Here is a 19,261-nt window from a genome sequence, read left to right as displayed (position 1 = left end):
AGCCTTGACGGCAGCACACCGGATCAAGCCTACTTCACCCCGCTGCCGCTCCGCACGGCAGCCTAACCCCGGCAGAGGCTCCACTTATCGACGCGGATATTCTGTTCAGACAACCGGGGCCAGCTCACAGGCCGCCTCGCCCTTCCCAGTAAGTGGGCGTCCCGTAATACCGGTGAGTTCGCGTTTCCCAATCTCGATCCTCCCAGGAGTCATCGCTGAACTCCGGCGCGTCCCTGAGCTGTTGCTCTGTGATATTGGTTCGGAAGCCTTCGAGGGACGTATCATACCTCAGAGCGCTCCAGGGAATGGGGTAGTGGCTGTGACCCAAGCCAACAAATCCGCCGAAGCTCATGACGGCATAAGCTACGCGGCCTGACACCTTGTCGATGATGAGGTGATCAATCTCACCGATATTCTTTCCATCCGCTCCATACACCTCGGTTCCCTGAATGTCTTCGCTCGAGATGCAGTGATGATCCGGGTGGGCTGTTGCGCGGGCCATGACTTTGTCTCCCTCACAGGTGGTTTTGGCCGCTTAACTCGGCAGCTACGAGGACGTTCCTGCGTTAAGCGTCCGTCGCAGCGCCAAATCGACGCGACATCAGCGAAGTGACGACAACCCTCAATATGGTCGGCTTAGTGGGCGCAACGGACGAGATTTGCTTGCGCTGAGTCTTTGGCCTTCTGACCCAAGCCCGAAGTCGGGAATGGTGCGCCTGTGAGTCGAAGATCGGTAACCTCGCGATAAACGATCTCTGAACTGCCTGTTCGGCCTGCGTTCATGTCGTCCCTTTAGTATCTCTACAGAGTAGTGAACCCGAGACGTAGTTTCCAGCCGTGGAGAATCCACGCCGCTCGATAATTTGCGTAGGGACACACTCACAATGGAGGAGACGACCATGAAGAAGCTTCTCATTTCGGCGGCTGCCGCTGCAATCATGACCGGCGCCGCCTACGCCCAGACGGAATTTTATGTAGTGCAAGACACCTCCACGAAGAAGTGCACCATCGTGGACAAGAAGCCGACCACCACTACCACCGTCGTTGTTGGCGACGGCAAGGCGTTCAAGACACGCACCGAAGCTGAGAGCGGGATGAAGACCATCAAGGTCTGCGCGAACTAGGGAGTGGTGGCGAGAAGCGATAAACCCCGCTCCGTCCGCTCCCATCGACAAGAGGGAGGCCGCTGAAGCGGTCTCCCTCTATTCACCGGCACATACCAACTGGAGGATTTGTTCGGCGCCTGCGACACGGCGGTATCGGATCACGATTTGAAACAGCGTGGTGCCGACACCCGAAGGCCTAGCCGGCCCAGCCCCCGGGCTGAGGCGTTTTTGTCGCATGTGTGCATTTTTACACCGAACTCGGAACAAACTTCGGTCCCTTGAATCATCCCACGTCAAAGCGTCCGGATGTTCCATCGTGTCACGTTTCAACCATTTCGCCCGCGAGGCCGCAGCGACGTTGCTGCGCATGGCAAAAACCACAAAGGATCCCAAGGTGGCTGCTGGCTTGGTGCAGCGCGCGGCAGACATAAAAGACCGCACTGGCGAGCTTCCTCCCGTTGACGTAGAGGCCATAGCCGACCAGCCGCCGAAGCCTTTAACGAAGAACTGAGGTTGCCTCTAAGGACGCCGCTCTCCACTTCGCGTGAGCCTATGTCTGACAAAGAACTCCGCAAAGAATGCCCTCAACCTCCTAAGCGATCCCGCGACGATGAAGCCCGGCAGGTTGTACAAGAGTACATCGAGGACACAAAGGCAGTTCTCAAAACGCTTCGCAGAGCACACTAGGATCGCTCACCGATGGCGGCCACTTTCGATGCGTTGAATGGCAGCTTCTGGCCCCAGAGCGGCCATGAAGCGCTGTCGGCTGCAACATCACCTCTCGATGCCTACCGGTCATGGCAGCCGGATTGCCCTAAATCACACCCGCCAGCCTCAGCGCCAAACCCGCCGCGCAGCTGCCCGCCAGCACCGTCAGCATTCCCAGCCTGAACCGGAAGATCGCCGTCGCCGCCGCGATCGCCAGCACGAGCGCGGGGATGTCGACGCTTGTCAGCACCGGCATATCAAAATTCAGCGGAAACGCCTGCACCGGCACCGTCTCGCGGAACAACGTGTGCAGGGCGAACCAGATCGAGAGGTTGAGGATCACGCCGACCACCGCGGCGGTGATCGCGCTGAGCGCGCCGGCGAGGCCTATGTTGCCGCGCAGGCGCTCGATGTAGGGGGCGCCGACGAAGATCCAGAGGAAGCAGGGCGTGAAGGTGACCCAGGTCGCGAGCAGGCCGCCGAGCGTGGCCGCGAGCATCGGCGACAGCCCGCTCGGGTCGCGATAGGCCGCCATGAAGCCGACGAACTGTAGCACCATGATCAACGGGCCCGGCGTGGTCTCGGCCATGCCGAGGCCGTCCAGCATCTCGTGCGGCTTCAGCCAGTGATAGTGCTCGACCGCCTGCTGGGCGACATAGGCCAGCACCGCATAGGCGCCGCCGAAGGTGACCAGCGCCATCTTCGAGAAGAACAGCGCGATCTGGCTGAAGACGCTGCCTTGCCCGAGCGCGAGCAACAACACCATCACCGGAACCAGCCAGAGCGCGAGCCACAGCGCGCCAACGCGGATCGCGCGCGCGGTGTCGGGCTTGACGTGCTCGGGCACGGCTTCGCCGAGCATGCTGTCGATCGCGGCGCCGCTGCCGCCAGGACCGTGACCGGCCGGCGCGAATTCCGGCCGGCCAGCTCGCGCGCCGACATAGCCGATGAGGCCGGCGGCGATGATGATGATGGGGAAGGGGACCGCGAAGAAGAAGATCGCGACGAAGGCGATGGCTGCGAGCGCGATCATGATGCGGTTCTTCAGCGCGCGCTTGCCGACGCGCACGACGGCCTCGACCACGATGGCGAGCACGGCGGCCTTCAGCCCGAAGAACAGCGCCTCGACGAAGCTGACATTGCCGAAGGCGGCGTAGACATAGCTCAAGGCCATGATGGCGATGATGCCGGGCAGGATGAACAGCCCGCCCGCCATCAGCCCGCCGGCGGTGCGATGCATCAGCCAGCCGACATAGGTGGCGAGTTGCTGCGCTTCCGGGCCCGGCAGCAGCATGCAGTAATTCAGGGCATGCAGGAAGCGGCCTTCGGAGATCCACTTCTTCTCCTCGACCAGGATGCGGTGCATCACCGCGATCTGGCCCGCGGGCCCGCCGAAACTCAGACAGGCGACGCGAAGCCAGACGCGGAAGGCTTCGTTGAAGCTGATGCCGTGACCGGCATCAGCTCCTGCTTGGACGTTGCGGGTGTCCATTACGCCTTCACCTTGTTGGTCGGCCAGTTGTGGGTCTCGGTGGTGGCGTCGCGGCACCAGCGGTAGAAGGCATCGTACAGCGTCATGCCGGCCTCGAGCTGTTCGAGGTCGTCGTCATGCATCCGCGACAGCCCGAGCGATGCCGCGAGCAGGCCGGGCGCCTCCGGCGCCAGATCCGGCCGTGCGGTGTCGGCGCCGCGCACCAGCGTCGCCAGCCGGAGCAGGGCGGGGGTGGCGATGCCGAACTCCTCGATCATGACGTCGAAGGTGCAGAGCTCGCCGCGGTGGCTCCAGAACACGTTCTCGATGTCGAACGGGGCCGCATTGAAGCGTTCGCCGACCGCGACCACTTCGGAAGGAGCGACATACAGGAACACCGCGTTTGGATCGACGAAGCGGCGGATCAGCCAGGGGCAGGCGATGCGGTCGACCTTCGGCCGCGCCCGCGTCACCCACACGGTGCGTCCCCTGGCATCGCGTGGCGGCAGCTTGCGGGCGTCGAGCAGCGGCAGCTTGGCCGCTTTCCAGCCCTCGAAGCCCCCCTCCAGCGTCTCGGCCTCGACGCCGAGCTGGCGCAGCCAGGCCGCTGTGCCCTGGGCAAGCTTCTCACCGCGGAAGCACGAGACGACGGCCCGGCGGCCGGCGAAGTCGCCGCCCCAGTCCGTCACATTCTCGTGGCTGAGCTTGATGGAGCCCGGGATCAGCCGCCGGTCGGCGGCAAAATCCTCCTCGGTGCGCACGTCGATCAGGACAGGCGTATTCGCGGTGCCGATCAACCGTGCCAATTTGTCAGATGATATGGTCGTGAATGTAGACATGGTGCGTCCTCGCAACAACCGAACGGGACGCGATGCTTGGGCTTGTCGCCTCGTGGGGAGATCGCTCAAATCCCCATGGCGCAGATTACACCGAAACTAAGTTGCACTGTCAATCCGCGGGACGATTGGACCTTAGAAAATTGGTGCCCGCCGTCTATATTGCGCGCCGACAGACCTGAATCTTCGGGAGAATTCGATGCATTCCCATTCCGTCGAACAATGGACCCACGACCACGCCTTCCTGGGCGAGAAGCACGACGCGAACGAGCGGCGCACCTGGTTCGTGGTCGTGCTGACGCTGGTGATGATGGCCGGCGAGATCGTGGCCGGCTCGCTGTTCGGTTCGATGGCGCTGCTCGCCGACGGCTGGCACATGGGCACGCATGCGGCCGCGCTCGGCATCGCCGCCTTCGCCTACCGCTTCGCGCGCCGGCATCTGGGCAATGCGCATTTCACCTTCGGCACCGGCAAGTTCGGAGATCTTGCCGCCTTCGCCAGCGCGATCATCCTGGGCCTGATCGCGGTCGAGATCGCCTATGAGAGCGTGCTGCGGCTGATCAATCCGGTGCCGATCGTCTATGGCGAGGCGATGGCGGTCGCCGTCCTCGGCCTCGGCGTCAACCTCGCCAGCGCGTGGCTGCTGCGCGACAGCCATGATCACCACCACGGCCATGAGCACGGCCACAGCCATGCACATGACGATCACGACGATCATGGCCACGACCACGATCACCATGGCCATCAGCATCGTCATCACGACAACAATCTGCGCGCGGCCTATGTCCATGTCATGACCGATGCCGCGACCTCGGTGCTGGCGATCGCCGCGCTCGCGGTCGCCATGTCTTCGGGATGGGTCTGGGCCGATCCCGCGGTCGGCCTGATCGGCAGCGTGGTGATCGCGAGCTGGGCGTTCGGCCTGGTCAAGTCGTCAGGCGCGGTGCTGCTCGACGTGCGGGCCGACGAGAAGCTGGAGCGGGTGATCCGCGCGCGCATGGAGGTCGGCGACGACCGCGTCACCGATCTGCATCTGTGGCAGGTCGGCCCCGGCCATTGTGCCGTGCTGCTCTCGGTGGTGTCGGACGAGCCGAAGCAGCCGGCGGTCTACAAGCGGCGGCTCGCCGGGCTGAAGGGCCTCAGCCACGTCACGGTGGAGGTCGAGACCTGCCCGCATTGACCAAGTCGATCGCAAATGCGTTGCGGCGCCGCCGGCGCAAAGCGCCTCGTCCCTCGATATGACCGCGGATCCCGCGATCAGCTTCGCGGCGCGGTCGCCGCGGGCGGGCTTGGCTCCGGCGTCTGCTTCGGCTTCAGCGTGCCGGCATAGAACGCGAGCAGCCAGACCAGGAGGACGGCGAGGAGGTAGACGCCCCAGGCCTGCGGCGGCGTGGTCGCCCAGCGCAGCAGGCCTTTGAAGGTGTGGGGCGGGCTGTTGTCGTCGCTCATGGCTCGGTTGTGCGCGAAAGCTCCGGCCCGGTCAATCCGGCCGCGGCCTGGTGCGGATCAGGAACAGTGCCGCCAGCGCCGAGAGGCTGAGCGCGGAGGAGACGATCAGCACCTTGGCGCCCATCAGATCGATCAAGAGGCCGAAGGCCAGCGGCGCCACCGCCTGCGCCATGCGTGCGGGAGCGCCGATGATGCCGAGACGGTAGCCGAAATCCTTCGGGCCGAAGATCGACAGCGGCAGCGTGCCGCGCGCGATCGTCAGGATGCCGTTGCCGGAGCCGTGGAACAGCGCGAACGCGCTTGCCGCGGCGCCGCCGAAGATCGCCATGATCGCCGCGCCGATCGGATGGGTCAGGCAGGCAAGCCGCGTCGACCACAGCGGGTGGAAGCGGCTGAGGAAGCCGGCCTCCAACATGCGCGCACCGACTTGCGCCGGGCCGATTAGGGCGCCGGCCGCGATCGCCTCGGCCGGCGTTGCGCCTGTGGTCTCGAGGATGCGCGGGAAATGCGCGGCCATGGCGCCGGTGACGGTCCAGACCGCCGCGAAGATGAAGGCGAGCAGGAGCATGGTGCGGTCGAGCGGCACATACGGCTTCGCGGCCGCGGCCGCCGCCTGCTTGGCGCCCTTGATCGCCGGCAGCATGAAGAAATTGAGGGGCAGGCCGATCAGGATGTTGGCGGCGGCCCAGGCAAAGCAGGTCTCGCGCCAGCCGATATGGGCGATGCCCCAGGCGGTGAGCGGCCAGCCGACGGTGGAGGCGAAGCCTGCCATCAGCGTGATGCCGGTGATGGGCCGGCGCGCCTCGGTGCCGTAGATGCGCCCGAGCGCGGCGAAGGCGGCGTCGTAGAGTCCCATCGCCATGCCGATGCCGAGCACGAGCCAGGCGATCGCCATCACCGCGACCGACTGCGAGACCCCGAGCAGCACCAGACCGCCGGCAATGGTCAGGTTCGAGGCCGACAGCACCTGGCGGCCGCCGACGAGGTCGATCTGCCGCCCGATGCGCGGGCCGAGCATCGCCGAGATCACCAGCGAGGCCGAGAACGCGCCAAAGATCCAGTTGGAGGAGACGCCGAGGTCGCGCGCCATGGGATCGGCGAGCAGCGCCGGCAGATAATAGCTGGAGGCCCAGGCCAGGGTCTGCGTGGTGCCTAGCGCCAGGATGATCGGAAGCTGGCGCTGGCTCATCCGCGCGTGCTTCCGATTCTGGCCGGCAAGATCCTCATCGTCGGCATTTGCCGTCCGTGCAGCGAGGGCGTCAACCGCAACCTCGGCATATTCGACCTGCGCGGGACGGGGAGCCTTGCGCGCGCGGCTCTGCGCCTTTCGCCCGTCACGAATGCACGCCATAATAGCGCATGCAAACAGCTTCCCGCCTTTCCTTGATAAACTGGATCGCCAGCCAGGGGCTCACGGGCCTGCCCGAACAGGAACTGCTCCGCGGCTTTTGCGAGCGCTGCTGCGACGAAGGGCTCGACCTGTCGCGCGGCCTCGTGATCATCGACACGCTGCATCCGATCTACGAAGGCCGCGCGTTCCGCTGGAGCGATACGCCGAGCAACGAGAGCGACGTCATCGAGTACGGCTCGACGGCGGAGGGCGACGCGGCCAAGAACTGGCGCCGCTCGGTGTTCTATCATTTGCTCGAGCATGGCCACGACGAGATGGTGATCGATCTCGCCGAGGCGCCGTCGCTGGATTTTGGGCAGATCGGCGACCTCGCCGAAAATGGCCACCGGCATTTCCTGGCTTTCGTGCACCGCTTCGGCGAGAGCGGAGCGCTCGGGCAGATGGACTGCCTCTACTCCTATTGGACGACGCGGCGGGACGACGGCTTCAGCGAGGCCGAGCTTGCCGCGCTGCGCGATCTCGTGCCCGTGCTCGGTCTTGCGATCAAGTCGGCACAGCAGGTCGACATCGTGCGCACGCTCGGCCGGGTCTATCTCGGCCGCGACGCCTCCGAGCAGGTGCTGCGCGGGCGCATCTCGCGCGGCGTCACCGAGCGCATCAATGCCGTGCTCTGGTACTCGGACCTGCGCGGCTCGACCGGGATCAGCGAGAGCATCGGTCCCGACGAGATCATCCCGTTCCTCAACGACTATGCGCAGGCCGTGATCGACGCGATCCACGAGGCCGGCGGCGATGTGCTGAAGCTGATCGGCGACGGCGTGCTCGCGATGTTCTGGGGTGAGGACATGGCGGATGCGCGGCGGGCGGCGCTCCGTGCCGAGCATCTGTTCCGCAAGAATATCGCGGCGCTGAATGCCCGCCGCGCGGCGGAGGGGCGGCCGACGACGACAGCCTATATCGGCCTGCATGTCGGGCAGGTCTTCTACGGCAATATCGGCAGCGAGGACCGGCTCGATTTCACCGTGGTGGGTCCGACCGTGAACGAGGTCAGCCGCATCGCCGCGATGAGCCGCTCGGTCGATCGCGAATTGCTGGCGTCATCCGAGTTCTACAAGGGCCTCGATGCCGCCGGACGCCGCTATCTCGTCTCCACCGGCCGCTATGCGCTGCGCGGCATCGGCCGTGCGCAGGATCTCTACACCCTCGATCCCGAGGTCGACGCAAGCGAGCCGGTGACGGGAAGCTACGAGCGCTATCTGGCGAATTAGGCTTCGCTGTTTCCGCTTGTTCGGTCATTGCGAGCGCAGCGAAGCAATCCAGACTGTCTCCGCGGTGGGATTCTGGATTGCTTCGCTGCGCTCGCAATGACGAGGGTGGGGTCAGCACCGTGCCGCGACCTCGTCCCCCACCATGTCCGGTTGCCGGTCCAGCGCCACGGCCGGCGAGAGCCAGATCACCAGGGCCTGCACGCCGAACACGGCGGCCGCCAGATAGAGGCACGCTTCCGCGCTAAAGAGCCCGCCGACGACCGCGCCCAGCGCCGAGCCGAGCGGGCGGGCGCCGTAGCTCATGATGTTGATGGCGGAGACGCGGCCCAACAGGCGCGGCGGCGTCACCGACTGGCGCAGCGTCGTGGTCGAGATTACCCACAGGATCGGCCCGACGCCGAGCAGGAAGAAGCTCAAGGCCGCGAGCCAGGGCGAGGGGACCAGCACCGTCAGCGCCATCACGATTGCGGCAATGAGGCCGGCGACCGGGCCGAGACCGACCACGGTGCCGAAGGCGATGCGCTGCATCACCCGGGTGGCGAGGAGCGCGCCGATCACCATGCCGACGCCGTACATCGTCAGCACCGTGCCGACGCCGGCGGCGGTGAGGCCGAGATGGCGCACGGCGTAGGGCACGAACACGGCGATCTGCAGGAACCAGCCGGTGTTGAAGATGAACTGGGTGATGAACACCGGCCGCAGCAGCGGATGGTGAAACACGAAAGCCGCGCCTTCGCGGATGTCCTGCAACGGATGGCGGCGCGGCGCCGGGGCGCGGGCGGGTTCAAAGATGCCCGATAGCAGCACCACCGCGATCGCCGACAGCGCCGCGGCGAAGCCGAAGGCCGGGCTCGCGCCCCACCAGCCCACCAGCGCGCCGCCGAGCGCGGGTCCGCCGGCGAAGGCGACGGTGCGCGCCAGCTCGATCCGCGCATTCGCTGCCGGCAACAGCTCCGCGCTCACCAGCGAGGGCACCAGCGCCGGCGCGGCCACGCTGTAGACGACGGTGCCGCACACCGCAGCGAAGCCGAGCAGCGCCAGCAGCGGCAGATTGAGCGCGCCGAGCGCGAGCAGCAGCACGATGGTCCCGAGCGCCACCGCCCGCAGCGCCTCGGCTCCTGCCATCAGCGAGCGGCGCGAGATGCGGTCGGCGAGCAGGCCGGCGGGAATGGCGAACAGCACGAAGGGCAGGGTCAGCGCGGTCTGCAACAGGCCGGTCTGGCCTTCCGCGACCCCGAGCGTGAGCACCGCGACGATGGGGGCGGCCGCCAAGGCGATCTGTTCGGCCGACTGCGCCGCGAGGTTGGACCAGGCGAGGCGGCTGAAGGTGTCGGGGAGGCGAGGCGGGTTTGACATGGCTCATATCCTGCAAAGTCGGATTGGCGCCAGTATTCGGCGCCGAGGGCCGCCAAACCCACCCGCTTCCCGACAAAGGGTGCGGAGACCGCCAGGACGAGAACCCATGCCACCAGATGCAGTTGCAAATGAGTTGCAATAAGCCTCGATTTCGGTATTCTCGTCGTATGGATGCCAGAACCCCTGATTTGACCCCCGACACCGCCGGCTGGCGCGCTGACGCGCCCGTCACCAAGAGCCTCGCCGAGGTGAACGCCACGATCGCCCTTCCGGTCGCAGGCCGCCAGTGGCGCCGGCTGCTCGCTTTCGTCGGCCCGGGCTATCTCGTCTCGGTCGGCTACATGGACCCCGGCAATTGGGCGACCGACCTCGCCGGCGGTTCCAAGTTCGGCTACACGCTGCTCTCCGTCATCCTGCTCTCGAACCTGATGGCGATCCTGCTGCAATCGCTGGCGGCGCGGCTCGGCATCGTCACCGACCGCGACCTCGCGCAGGCCTGCCGCGCCACCTATTCGCCGCCGGTGAACTTCCTGCTCTGGGTTGCCTGCGAGGCGGCGATCATCGCCTGCGATCTCGCCGAGGTCATCGGCACCGCGATCGCGCTGAAACTCCTGTTCGGCATTCCCCTGATCGGCGGCGCGCTGCTCGCCGCACTCGATGCCTTCCTGCTGCTGCTCCTGATGAACCGCGGCTTCCGTTTCCTCGAAGCCTTCGTCATCGCGCTGCTGGCGGTGATCGCGGTCTGCTTCGCGGTCCAGATCGCGGCCGCGGCGCCGCCGGTCGCGGAGGTGCTGCGCGGCTTCATGCCGAAGAGCGAGATCTTCACCAACCCCGAAATGCTCTACATCGCGATCGGCATCATCGGCGCGACGGTGATGCCGCATAATCTCTATCTGCACTCCTCGATCGTGCAGACGCGCGCCTATGAGCGCAACGACGAGGGCCGCCGCGAGGCGATCAAATGGGCGACGACGGACTCGACCATTGCCCTGATGCTGGCGCTGTTCATCAACGCCGCAATCCTCGTCGTCGCAGCCGCGACCTTCCACAAGAGCGGCCATTCGGATGTCGCTGAGATCGGGCAGGCGTTCGAGCTGTTGTCGCCGCTGCTGGGTCTCGGCATCGCCTCGACGCTGTTCGCGGTGGCGCTGCTCGCCTCCGGCCTGAACTCGACGGTGACGGCGACGCTCGCCGGCCAGATCGTCATGGAAGGCTTTCTCGATCTGCGCCTGCCGAGCTGGGCGCGCCGCCTGCTCACGCGCGGCATCGCCATCGTCCCCGTGATCATCGTCACCGCGATCTATGGCGAGCGCGGCACGGCGGATCTGCTGGTGTTCAGCCAGGTCGTGCTGTCGATGCAATTGCCCTTCGCCGTCATCCCGCTGGTCCGCTTCGTCTCCGACCGCCGCAAGATGGGGAAGTTCGCGATTCCAGCCTACGTCGCCACGATCGCCTGGATCGTCGCGGGCGTGATCGTGGTCCTGAACCTGAAGCTGTTGTTCGATACGTTGTTTGGATGAGTGCAGGGGGTGCCTGCTCCTTTGGAGCGGCAGCCCTGCAACGGGTTGGCTCCCGCGCGAGCCCGGCCGTCCCCTTGTGCGCGCATTCCGCGAGCCCTCCCGAGTTCCGCGCCGTCCGGCGGCTTTCGCCGCGCACCCGCGAACTACGGCTTTTCAATTGGTGCGAAGAGGTTATACTACCTTCAATTGCTAGTGGCCGCAGATTGCTCATGGGCCCTGTTATGACATTGCGTTTTTCAGGATTGATTTTTCTCCCGGCGGGATAATCGGCGGTCCCGCGCCGGAGTCAGTGCGCCGCATTTTCTCCGGTTACGTCTATGGGTTGTGCGCGACGTCGGCGCGCGGGAGCCAATGGTGAGGCCATTGGTTCGATGGACTGATTTTGACTGCGCGGGTTCACGTCCGGGGAGGGACGAGGATCAGGCCAGAAAGCGTTGATTGCTGCGTTGAAATCATTGATGAGTGTGTAGTGCCGTGACCAAGTGTCCCGCATGTTCGGCCCGTGTTTCCCGCGAGCACCGCTTCTGCTCTCAATGCGGCGCGCGCCTCGATCGTGCCGTGGAGCAGCCCGCCGCTGCATCGGTTGCCAGCACACTTGACCGCGAGGCGCGGATTGTTCCGCTGCACGATTACACCGCGGTTCGGTCACAGATGCTGACTGAAAACAAGCAGGTCAGCGTTCTCTTCGTCGACGTATGTGACTCGACATCCCTGCTCCAGCACGCCGACCCCGAGGAATCCCGCAACTATCTCGGCAAGGCGCTGAACCATTTGGCTGAGGCGGTCGGGACCTATGGCGGCACGGTCAGCCAGTTGCTCGGCGACGGGCTCGTCGCCTTGTTCGGCGCACCCGTGGCGCAGGAGGATCACGCGCTGCGGGCGTGCCTTGCCGCCCTCAAGATGCAGCGAGCAACCATTCCCGGCCACGCGGTTCAGGGCGTGGCCAGCCCGATGCTGCGCGTCGGCATCAATTCGGGCGAAGTCCTGGTCGGCGTCGTCGGACAATACGGCTGGTCGCACTACGGAGCAGACGGCAAGACGATTCACCTTGCATCGCGGCTCGAAAAGATGGCTCCGCCCGGCGGCATTCTGATCAGTGCCGCGACGCAGCGCCTCGTCGCGCAGCAGATCGACACGCGGCCGGTCGGGATGCGCTCGGTTCGAGGGCTGGACGGTCCGGTCGAACTCCATGAGGTCGTGGTCGCGACCGAAAGCTCGGCGGCGGCGCCGCTGACGCGCAAGCAGCGCTGGGCGCCCCTGGTCGGCCGCGAGGATTCCTTGCGGATGCTGGCCGGGGATCTCGACATCGTTCGAACCGGCGTGATGCGAACGGTCGGGCTGTGCGGCGATGCCGGAATCGGCAAGTCCCGCTTGATCGCCGACTGGATCGCCGCGCTTGCAGATCAGGGCATCGACGTCTGCCTTTCGCAGGCGAGAGGTTATGCGAGCGCGCGCGCCTACAGCACCGCCGCGGACCTGATCGCGAGCCTGGCCCGGTTGCCGCAAACAGGCGGGACGGATGCACAATCCGTTGGGCGAACCCTGGTCGCCGAATGGGCCCCCGAGGCAGCCGCACATCTCGCGGCGATCAATGACCTGTTGGATCTTGCGGCACCGGATCAGGCCTGGCTGGCGCTGAACCCGGTGCAGCGGCGACGTCGCATCGGCGAGGCATTGCTATGGCTCGTGCGCAGACGCGCCCAGGCGGGCCCGTTCGTGCTCGTGCTCGAGGACGTTTTCCTGGCCGACCGCGAGAGCCGGCGGCTGTTCGAGGCCCTGCTTCCAAAGCTTCAGGGACTGCCGATCCTCGTCTGCGTCAGCTATCGACCCGATTTCGACCATCAGTGGCGCGAGGCACCGTGGTTTGCAGAGCGGATGATCGAGCCTCTCCGCGACGGCGAGATGCTCAGGCTCGCGCGCGCCCTGCTGGGGGATGAACTGTCCGTGCTCGGCATCATGAGCGAATTGGTCGCGCGCGCCGACGGCAATCCATTCTTCCTGGAGCAGTTGGTCATTACGCTGATCGACGACGGATCACTCGAGGGAACGCCGGGTGCATACCGGCTGCAGCGCCCGCCCGGAGAGCTGCGCGTGCCGGGCTCCATCGCCGCGGTGATCAGTGCGCGCGTCGACAGGCTGCCCGAAGCCGCCAAATCCGCGCTCGAAGCCGCGGCGATCCTTGGCGACCCCATCACGCGCGAACTGATCGCCGCGATGCAGGCCGTGGACCTGGGGCGTGCAGAAGAATTGCTGGGTCTGTGCGTTGCATCCGGGTTGTTGGCGGGGCCGGATCAGGCGCGCGGTTCGCTCGAGCAGCACGCGTTCGCGTTTCGCCACGCATTGGTGCGCGACGTCGTGCTCGCCGCTCTCACGCGCGCGCGGCTGAAGGCGCTGCACCGGCAGGCCTTCCTGGCGCTGCATGCGCGGCCAGGGGCCGCTGAGGCGGATATCGCGCCGGCGCTGGCGCACCATGCCTTCAAAGGGGAGGAATGGGAGCAGGCGGCGAGATTCACCGTCAAGTCGATGGCGCGTGCCATCTCGCGCTCGGCCAATCAGGAGGCCCTTCAATCGTTCGAGAAGGGACTTCAGGCCGCCCGCCGTGTCGATGACGCCTCGGTTGCGCAGACCCTGGAACTCGCGCTTCGGCTGGAGGCGATCGGGGCGATGCTGGCTCTCGGCCAGATCGACGACATCTTCAGCAATATGGAGCGTGCGGAAGCCATCGCGGTTCAGCTGAACGATCAGCGCGCACGAGCGGCGGTGTCGACCGAGACGGCGGTGTTCCTGTGGATGCGCGGACGCTTCGAGCAGGGTCTGCGGTATGCTTCACAGGGTCTGGAGGCGGCCCGCCTGGCGCAGCGCCGCCACATGATGATGGCGGCGCATCAGACCCGCCTGATGCACCTCCACGCTCTCGGTCGATATGCAGAGGCCGCCGTCGAAGGCCAGGTTCTGCTCTCTGACTACGGACCGGAATTGTCGGCGCATGTCGTCCAATCCGGATGGGCCGCCATTCCCATCGTCAATCTGTATGCGTTTCATGCCAGCACGCTCTGGCGACTGGGAGACAGTGCAACCGCCCACGCGTTCTGTGCCAGGGCCTACGTGATCCTGTCGAACATCAACCATCCCTATTCCCGGCTGCTGATCGACACCGTCCAGTCGCAGATATGGATCGAGGGCATGGAGCTCGATCCTGCCGAGACCTTGATGCGCGCGGGCGTGCAGCAATGCGTGACGCACAACGTCCCGACCATGCTTTCGGTTTGCACGGGCGTTCTCGGCAGCGCGCTTGCGCGCAACGGCAAGGCCGCCGAGGCGGCGACGATGCTGGAGAAGGGGTTCGCCGACCGCATCTACGAGGCTGCCGGGCCCTACGGCAGGACGTTCATGCGCGTGAGCCTGGGCGTCGCCTATCGCAAGCTCGGTCGGCTCGACGATGCGATCGCGGTCGGTCGCAAGGCCGTCGAGGAGACCGTCGAAGAATACGGCCACCAGACCGAAGCTCTGTACGAGCTGGCGGAAACCTTGCGGCAGGCGGGCGATCTGACAGGCGCGGAAGCGAATTTCAAGCAAGCCGCCGAGGCGGCGGACCGTCTGGGCATGCCCCACTATCGCAAACAGGCCGCCGCGGCGCTCGCAGATGGGCGGAAGGACGGGTATGCAGCATGAAACTCTCGACCTATGAACCCGACGCGTTGCCACCGGGAGCCCGCCGTCTCTCCTATGGCCTGTTCTGCTGGCTCAACCGGCACACCACCGTCTTGCGCGCATTCGGCGCACTGCTTCGACACTGGCCTTCGGTCGGAGGCCGGCTCGGCTTGGCGGCGCGCGCCAGTGCCGTCAAGGACGTGCTGACGCGGACGCGCAGCTTCTCCAACACGGCGCATGCCGCCAACATGGTGTCTGGCGACTATCTCATCGGGATGGACCCCGGCCCGACCTATTCGGCTGATCGGGATCTGGTCCATGCGCGGCTGGCGTCGCTGGACGTTCCCGCCGATTCCGATGCCGAGGCGCAGCGACGGATCAAGGCTCTGAGCGGGCGCGGGGCGGGCGCATTCGACCTGATCGAAGACTACCTGATGTGGGTCGTATTCCACGCCATGCGGCCGCTGTTCGGCGCGGCCACGGGCGCGGTGGTGGCGGGGTCGACGACCGCTTCCGCACAAGGCGATGTCGACGAAGGCTTGCAACGACAATACATGCTCGAAATCCGCTATGTCGCAGGGCAACTCCTGGCCGGCAGCCTGGCGACACTCGATCTTCGGCGACGGGCCGAAGCCTGCGGGGATGCGCTGCAGGCGCGGATCGATCGCGTGAGCGGCCCGATCGGCGCCGCCTGGGGCGTCAAGAGCGCCTCCGAGGACATTGAACGGAATGCGGTCGGCCTTGCCTGGATATCGCATCCTGTCACCGTTCAGTCGGGAGCCCTTATCGTCCAGGAGCTGCTGGGACGCGCGAAGGTCTACGAGGAGCTGCGATCGAAGGCCGGCAAGCTCGGCGAGCCCGGCGTCTGGACCGATCCCGAGTTTCGCAAGATCGTGCGCAACCATGTGCTCGAGTTGATGCGCTTCCGGCCGATCTTTCCGCTGCTGGCGCGCGACGTGCCGCGCGACACGGAAATGGAGACCGGAGCGCGATACAACGCCGGATGTCCGGGCGGCGGCAAGGTCTCGCTGCTGTCGATCGCAGCGATGTTCGATCCCAGCGCCGTTCCCCAGAGCGGTCGCTTCTGCCCGGATCGCGATTGGGGCAAGAACGATGCCTTGCGGTATCTCATGTTCGGATACGGCTACCGCCAATGTCCCGCGCGGGATCATGCGGTTGAGATCCTGACAAGCGCGCTGATCGGCCTGCTCACCTTGCCGCGGCTGCAACTGGCGCGCGGTGAAGGCAAGGCCATCGCCTATGACGGGCCGCTGATGCTGCGCATGCGCATGCGTACCACCTGAGTGAGCGGAGAACACGGTCATGCTCGAGATCGTCCGGCAGCAGATGATCTGCATCGTTGCGCCAGGCTGGGGCGGCGGAGCGGAAATTCCAAAGCAGCATCACGATGCATTGGATGCCCTGCTGGAGGACGTCGCGGTGGTGCACTTCGCCTCGATCGGGCTGCTTCCGGCCTTGGCTGGCGCCCCGAACCAGCAGCCGGTGCTCGTGCTCGAGCTTGCGGTGGAGGAGGGGTTGCGCCCTTACGATCTGCTGTACCGCCTCGTCTACCATCCCGACGGCGCGATGTGGACGCTGTTCGGCGGCATGGTCGCTCCCCATGTCGCCGTGCCCACAGCCAAGGACAAGGAGCAATTGCTGAACCAGCTGATGAGCTGGCACAGCATCGCCGCCGGCGGCTTCGTCGGCGCGCGCGACCGTTCGGTCCGGCAGATCAGGATGGAGAGCGACCTGCTGGATCAGACGCGCATCGAAGCGCGAAAGCTGAAGCCGAAATACAGCAACGACCGCACCGCATTCGCCCTGGCACTGGCGCGGTGGGCTTACGCCAATCCCCGTTTCGAGTGGGCGGTCAAACGCGCGCCGCGATCCTATTGGCGCGGGAAGGGGGCGAGCAGCGGTGCGAAGCTCGCTTATCCCGTGGCGGCGATCGTGCTGTGGTTCGTCGTGCTCGGAATCGTCTGGGCCCTTCCGCGGGCCTATAACTGGTTCTTCGGCGAACCGGGGCACGTGGGGCGGGCCATCGAAGACGCCGTCACCAAGACGACCGAATGCCTGCTGACGATGAGCTGGCACGGGCTGCTGGCGTTCGCACTGATCGCATTCCTGGTCTGGCTGTTCCTGGTGCCGCTGCCCGCTCAATTCGTGTCCTGGAGGCGCTGGCTGAACAGCGTCCAGCAGGAGCTCGATCGGCCGACCCAGACGCTCTCGTCGCTGGCCACCTATGCGGGTGGCTGGCTGATCGGTGTGCCGCTGCTGCTGGCCGTCGCCGCGTGCGCCCTTGCCTACACGTTCGCGCCGCTGGCCTACGCGGTGGCACCGGACTATATGGCTCATGTCGTCGAACCGAAGCTGCCAAAGCTGACCGGATTGCAGATCACCGGGATCGCCGTCGTCGCGATCGCCGCGGTGCTTTGCATCGGTGCGCTGTCTTACCGGCTCAACCGCCGGTTCAAGAAGCTGAGTGAGCAGTTCTTTCATCCGCTCGAGGACGACGTTCCGCGCGCCCAGCAGATCCATCCGTCGATCGAGCGATGCGAGGCCGATCTGGTCGATGGAACCCAGCATATGTTCAGCCTTACGGAGCTGCGCGGTCCGCAATGGTGGAGCGCCTGGTGCATCCGGGTGGCGCTGCGGATCGTGACGTTTGCCGGACGCGTGTTCTTCACGCAAGGCTGGCTCGGCAACGCGCCGGGCATCCATTTCGGGCATTGGCACGTCATCGACAACGGTCGCCGCTTTCTGTTCTGCTCGAACTACGACGGCAATTTCGGCGGCTATCTCGACGACTTCATCAACGGCGCGGCCGTCGGCACCACGCTTGCCTGGCGCTGGACCGAGCTGCGTCCACGTGCTCCGGCGCTGCCCGGACAGCCCGGCATCGCAATGCCGCGCAGCTTTCCGCCGACGCGCTTCGTGGTGTTTCGCGGCGTGAAGTGCGAACTGAGATTCAAGTCCTATGCGCGCGACAGCATGCTGCCGCATCTCTACCATTTCGACGCCTGCAACCGGACAGTCGACCAGATCAATCTCGCCACGGGGCTGCGCGATGCCTTGTTCGGCGAGCGCAACGAGAAGAATGACGATCTGATCATGAGGGCCATCGAGACATGAGGTACGCTCCACGTCTCTCCGAACAAAGCCACGACATCCAGGGCATGTTGAAGAGCGGCTTCGGCTCGCTCACCACCAGCCGTTTCAGGCTGCTGACGATCCTCGACGAGAGGCTCGCGAAGGCATGGCTGGCGCGGCTGCTCGACACCGGCCTGGTCGCCAGCGCAGAACAGGTTGGCAAGCCGAAGCAGGAGAAGCAGCAGAAGGAGCCTCTCGATGCCGTCGTCGCGATCGGCTTCACCTATTCGGGGCTGACGAAGCTGGGCTGCCGGGAAACCAGCGAACATCCGTTTCCGACGCCGTTCCGCAGCGGCATGGGCAGCGAATTGCGCGCCAAGCTGTTGCGGGACGAATACCGGCAGTGGACCTGGACCGATCGCGAAGGCCCCGGCGGCGGCGAGGTGGTGCACATCCTGCTGGCGGAATGGAAGACGCGCGGCGCAGCTTCGCGGCTGCCCGCGATCGATCCGCACGCCTTCTCCGTTATCGAGGTGGGGGAGGAATCCGACTTCTTCGACGGGGATGGCAAGCTGCGTGAGCCGTTCGGGTTTCGCGATGGGCTCGCCCAGCCAGTGATCCGGGGCCTCAGGGACCAGGATGGCGAGAGCTTGAAGCAGGCGCGAGAGGGCGCTCGCGATCTCTATGACGACCGGGTCGTGGAGCCGGGCGAATTCATCCTGGGCTATCGCAACGAGTACGACGAGCTGACCTTTTGCCCGAACGTGGAGGGATGGACCAGTGCCAGCGGGCAGTTCACCCTGAACGGAAGCTACCTTGCCGTACGTCAATTCGAGCAGGATGTGGCCGCCTTCGAGGCGTTTGAAGCCGCGAATACGGACTTTGCAGCGGCGAACGGCGTCTCGGCCGGCGAGAAGCTGATGGGGCGCCGGAAGAACGGGCTGCCGTTGTCGTGGAAAGGCGATCCGGCCGTGCCTGTGTCGGATTCGGTCGCCGATGCATTCCGCTATCGCGTCGAGGACGCCAACGGTTTCATGTGTCCCAACGGCGCCCATGTGCGCCGCTCCAATCCCCGGGACTCACTTGGTATCGACGTTCAGTCGAGCATCAAGTCGTCGAAGCTGCACCGGCTACTGCGGCGTGGGCGGCCCTATCGCGAGAAGTCGGGCCGCCAAGGTATTTTCTTCATCGCCTGCAATGCGGATCTCGAGCGGCAGTTCGAGTTCATCCACCAGCGCTGGCTGCAGAACCGGCGATTTGGAGCGCTCGAGAGCCAGGACGACCCGATCGTCGGGTCGCAGCCGTGCCCGAAGGCCTTCACCATTCCCGGCCAGGCGAGCGGCGGCGAGGTTTCGCTGCAACACTTCACGCAGACGCTCGGCGGGGGTTACTTCTTTCTGCCGGGGATCACAGCGCTGAACTTCATCGCACGCGCTTGAGGTTGTTGTTTGC

The 19,261-nt window shown here is 65.6% G+C and carries 15 protein-coding genes; 9 read left to right on the top strand and 6 right to left on the bottom strand.

What is annotated here, in order from left to right; translation table 11 throughout:
- Positions 1–124: 124 nt before the first annotated feature.
- Positions 125–502, bottom strand: a complete 378-nt coding sequence (locus AC066S_RS28505; RefSeq protein WP_126258537.1) for a PRC-barrel domain-containing protein — start codon at positions 500–502, stop codon at positions 125–127.
- 397 nt (positions 503–899) lie between these two features.
- Here AC066S_RS28505 and AC066S_RS28500 point away from each other — a divergent pair, with 397 nt between their 5' ends.
- Both AC066S_RS28500 and AC066S_RS28495 read left to right on the top strand, forming a co-directional pair.
- Positions 900–1,124: a hypothetical protein gene (locus AC066S_RS28500; protein WP_126258536.1), complete on the top strand. Its 225-nt coding sequence runs from the start codon at positions 900–902 to the stop codon at positions 1,122–1,124.
- A gap of 298 nt (positions 1,125–1,422) precedes the next feature.
- On the top strand, positions 1,423–1,617 hold the full coding sequence (locus tag AC066S_RS28495; protein WP_126258535.1) for a hypothetical protein: 195 nt from the start codon (positions 1,423–1,425) through the stop codon (positions 1,615–1,617).
- 303 nt (positions 1,618–1,920) lie between these two features.
- Here the strand turns inward: AC066S_RS28495 and chrA are convergent, their stop codons facing one another.
- Both chrA and AC066S_RS28485 read right to left on the bottom strand, forming a co-directional pair.
- Positions 1,921–3,306: a chromate efflux transporter gene (gene chrA / locus AC066S_RS28490; RefSeq protein WP_478271178.1), complete on the bottom strand. Its 1,386-nt coding sequence runs from the start codon at positions 3,304–3,306 to the stop codon at positions 1,921–1,923.
- Entirely contained in the window at positions 3,306–4,124 is an 819-nt protein-coding gene (locus AC066S_RS28485; RefSeq protein WP_135169429.1) for a chromate resistance protein ChrB domain-containing protein, read from the bottom strand. Before AC066S_RS28485 ends, chrA begins: the two co-directional genes overlap by 1 nt.
- A 196-nt stretch (positions 4,125–4,320) precedes the next feature.
- Between AC066S_RS28485 and dmeF the strand changes: the two genes are divergently transcribed.
- Positions 4,321–5,301: a CDF family Co(II)/Ni(II) efflux transporter DmeF gene (gene dmeF / locus AC066S_RS28480; RefSeq protein ID WP_478271177.1), complete on the top strand. Its 981-nt coding sequence runs from the start codon at positions 4,321–4,323 to the stop codon at positions 5,299–5,301.
- A gap of 77 nt (positions 5,302–5,378) precedes the next feature.
- Here dmeF and AC066S_RS28475 read toward each other — a convergent pair whose 3' ends face one another.
- Together AC066S_RS28475 and AC066S_RS28470 are read right to left on the bottom strand one after the other, a co-directional pair.
- Positions 5,379–5,570, bottom strand: coding sequence for a hypothetical protein (locus AC066S_RS28475; protein ID WP_478271176.1), 192 nt, complete (start codon positions 5,568–5,570; stop codon positions 5,379–5,381).
- A gap of 31 nt (positions 5,571–5,601) precedes the next feature.
- Positions 5,602–6,759, bottom strand: a complete 1,158-nt coding sequence (locus AC066S_RS28470) for an MFS transporter (RefSeq protein WP_478271181.1) — start codon at positions 6,757–6,759, stop codon at positions 5,602–5,604.
- Positions 6,760–6,929: 170 nt separating this feature from the next.
- Between AC066S_RS28470 and AC066S_RS28465 the strand changes: the two genes are divergently transcribed.
- Positions 6,930–8,189: an adenylate/guanylate cyclase domain-containing protein gene (locus AC066S_RS28465; protein WP_126258530.1), complete on the top strand. Its 1,260-nt coding sequence runs from the start codon at positions 6,930–6,932 to the stop codon at positions 8,187–8,189.
- A 111-nt stretch (positions 8,190–8,300) separates the two neighbouring features.
- On the opposite strand, the gene AC066S_RS28460 is transcribed toward AC066S_RS28465, so the two are convergent.
- Positions 8,301–9,545 carry an MFS transporter gene (locus AC066S_RS28460; protein ID WP_126258529.1) on the bottom strand — a complete coding sequence of 415 codons (1,245 nt, stop codon included), beginning with the start codon at positions 9,543–9,545 and terminating at the stop codon, positions 8,301–8,303.
- A 167-nt stretch (positions 9,546–9,712) separates the two neighbouring features.
- Between AC066S_RS28460 and AC066S_RS28455 the strand changes: the two genes are divergently transcribed.
- From AC066S_RS28455 to AC066S_RS28435, 5 genes are all read left to right on the top strand, one after another.
- Complete coding sequence (locus AC066S_RS28455) at positions 9,713–11,065, top strand: Nramp family divalent metal transporter (protein WP_126258528.1); 1,353 nt, start codon at positions 9,713–9,715, stop codon at positions 11,063–11,065.
- A 558-nt stretch (positions 11,066–11,623) separates the two neighbouring features.
- The gene (locus AC066S_RS28450) at positions 11,624–14,737 is read left to right on the top strand and encodes an ATP-binding protein (protein WP_478271175.1); all 3,114 of its coding nucleotides are present in this window, start codon (positions 11,624–11,626) and stop codon (positions 14,735–14,737) included.
- Positions 14,734–16,020, top strand: coding sequence for a cytochrome P450 family protein (locus AC066S_RS28445; RefSeq protein ID WP_478271174.1), 1,287 nt, complete (start codon positions 14,734–14,736; stop codon positions 16,018–16,020). Before AC066S_RS28450 ends, AC066S_RS28445 begins: the two co-directional genes overlap by 4 nt.
- Positions 16,021–16,039: 19 nt before the next feature.
- Positions 16,040–17,851, top strand: a complete 1,812-nt coding sequence (locus tag AC066S_RS28440) for a hypothetical protein (protein ID WP_478271173.1) — start codon at positions 16,040–16,042, stop codon at positions 17,849–17,851.
- The gene (locus tag AC066S_RS28435; RefSeq protein ID WP_478271172.1) at positions 17,848–19,248 is read left to right on the top strand and encodes a Dyp-type peroxidase; all 1,401 of its coding nucleotides are present in this window, start codon (positions 17,848–17,850) and stop codon (positions 19,246–19,248) included. The genes AC066S_RS28440 and AC066S_RS28435 overlap by 4 nt, the downstream gene beginning before the upstream one ends.
- Positions 19,249–19,261 lie beyond the last annotated feature (13 nt).

It is taken from the genome of Bradyrhizobium sp. CFUWI, from assembly GCF_056429085.1.
The sequence above is the reverse complement of the archived record's forward strand: the minus strand, read 5'-3'. Positions and strand labels throughout refer to the sequence as shown.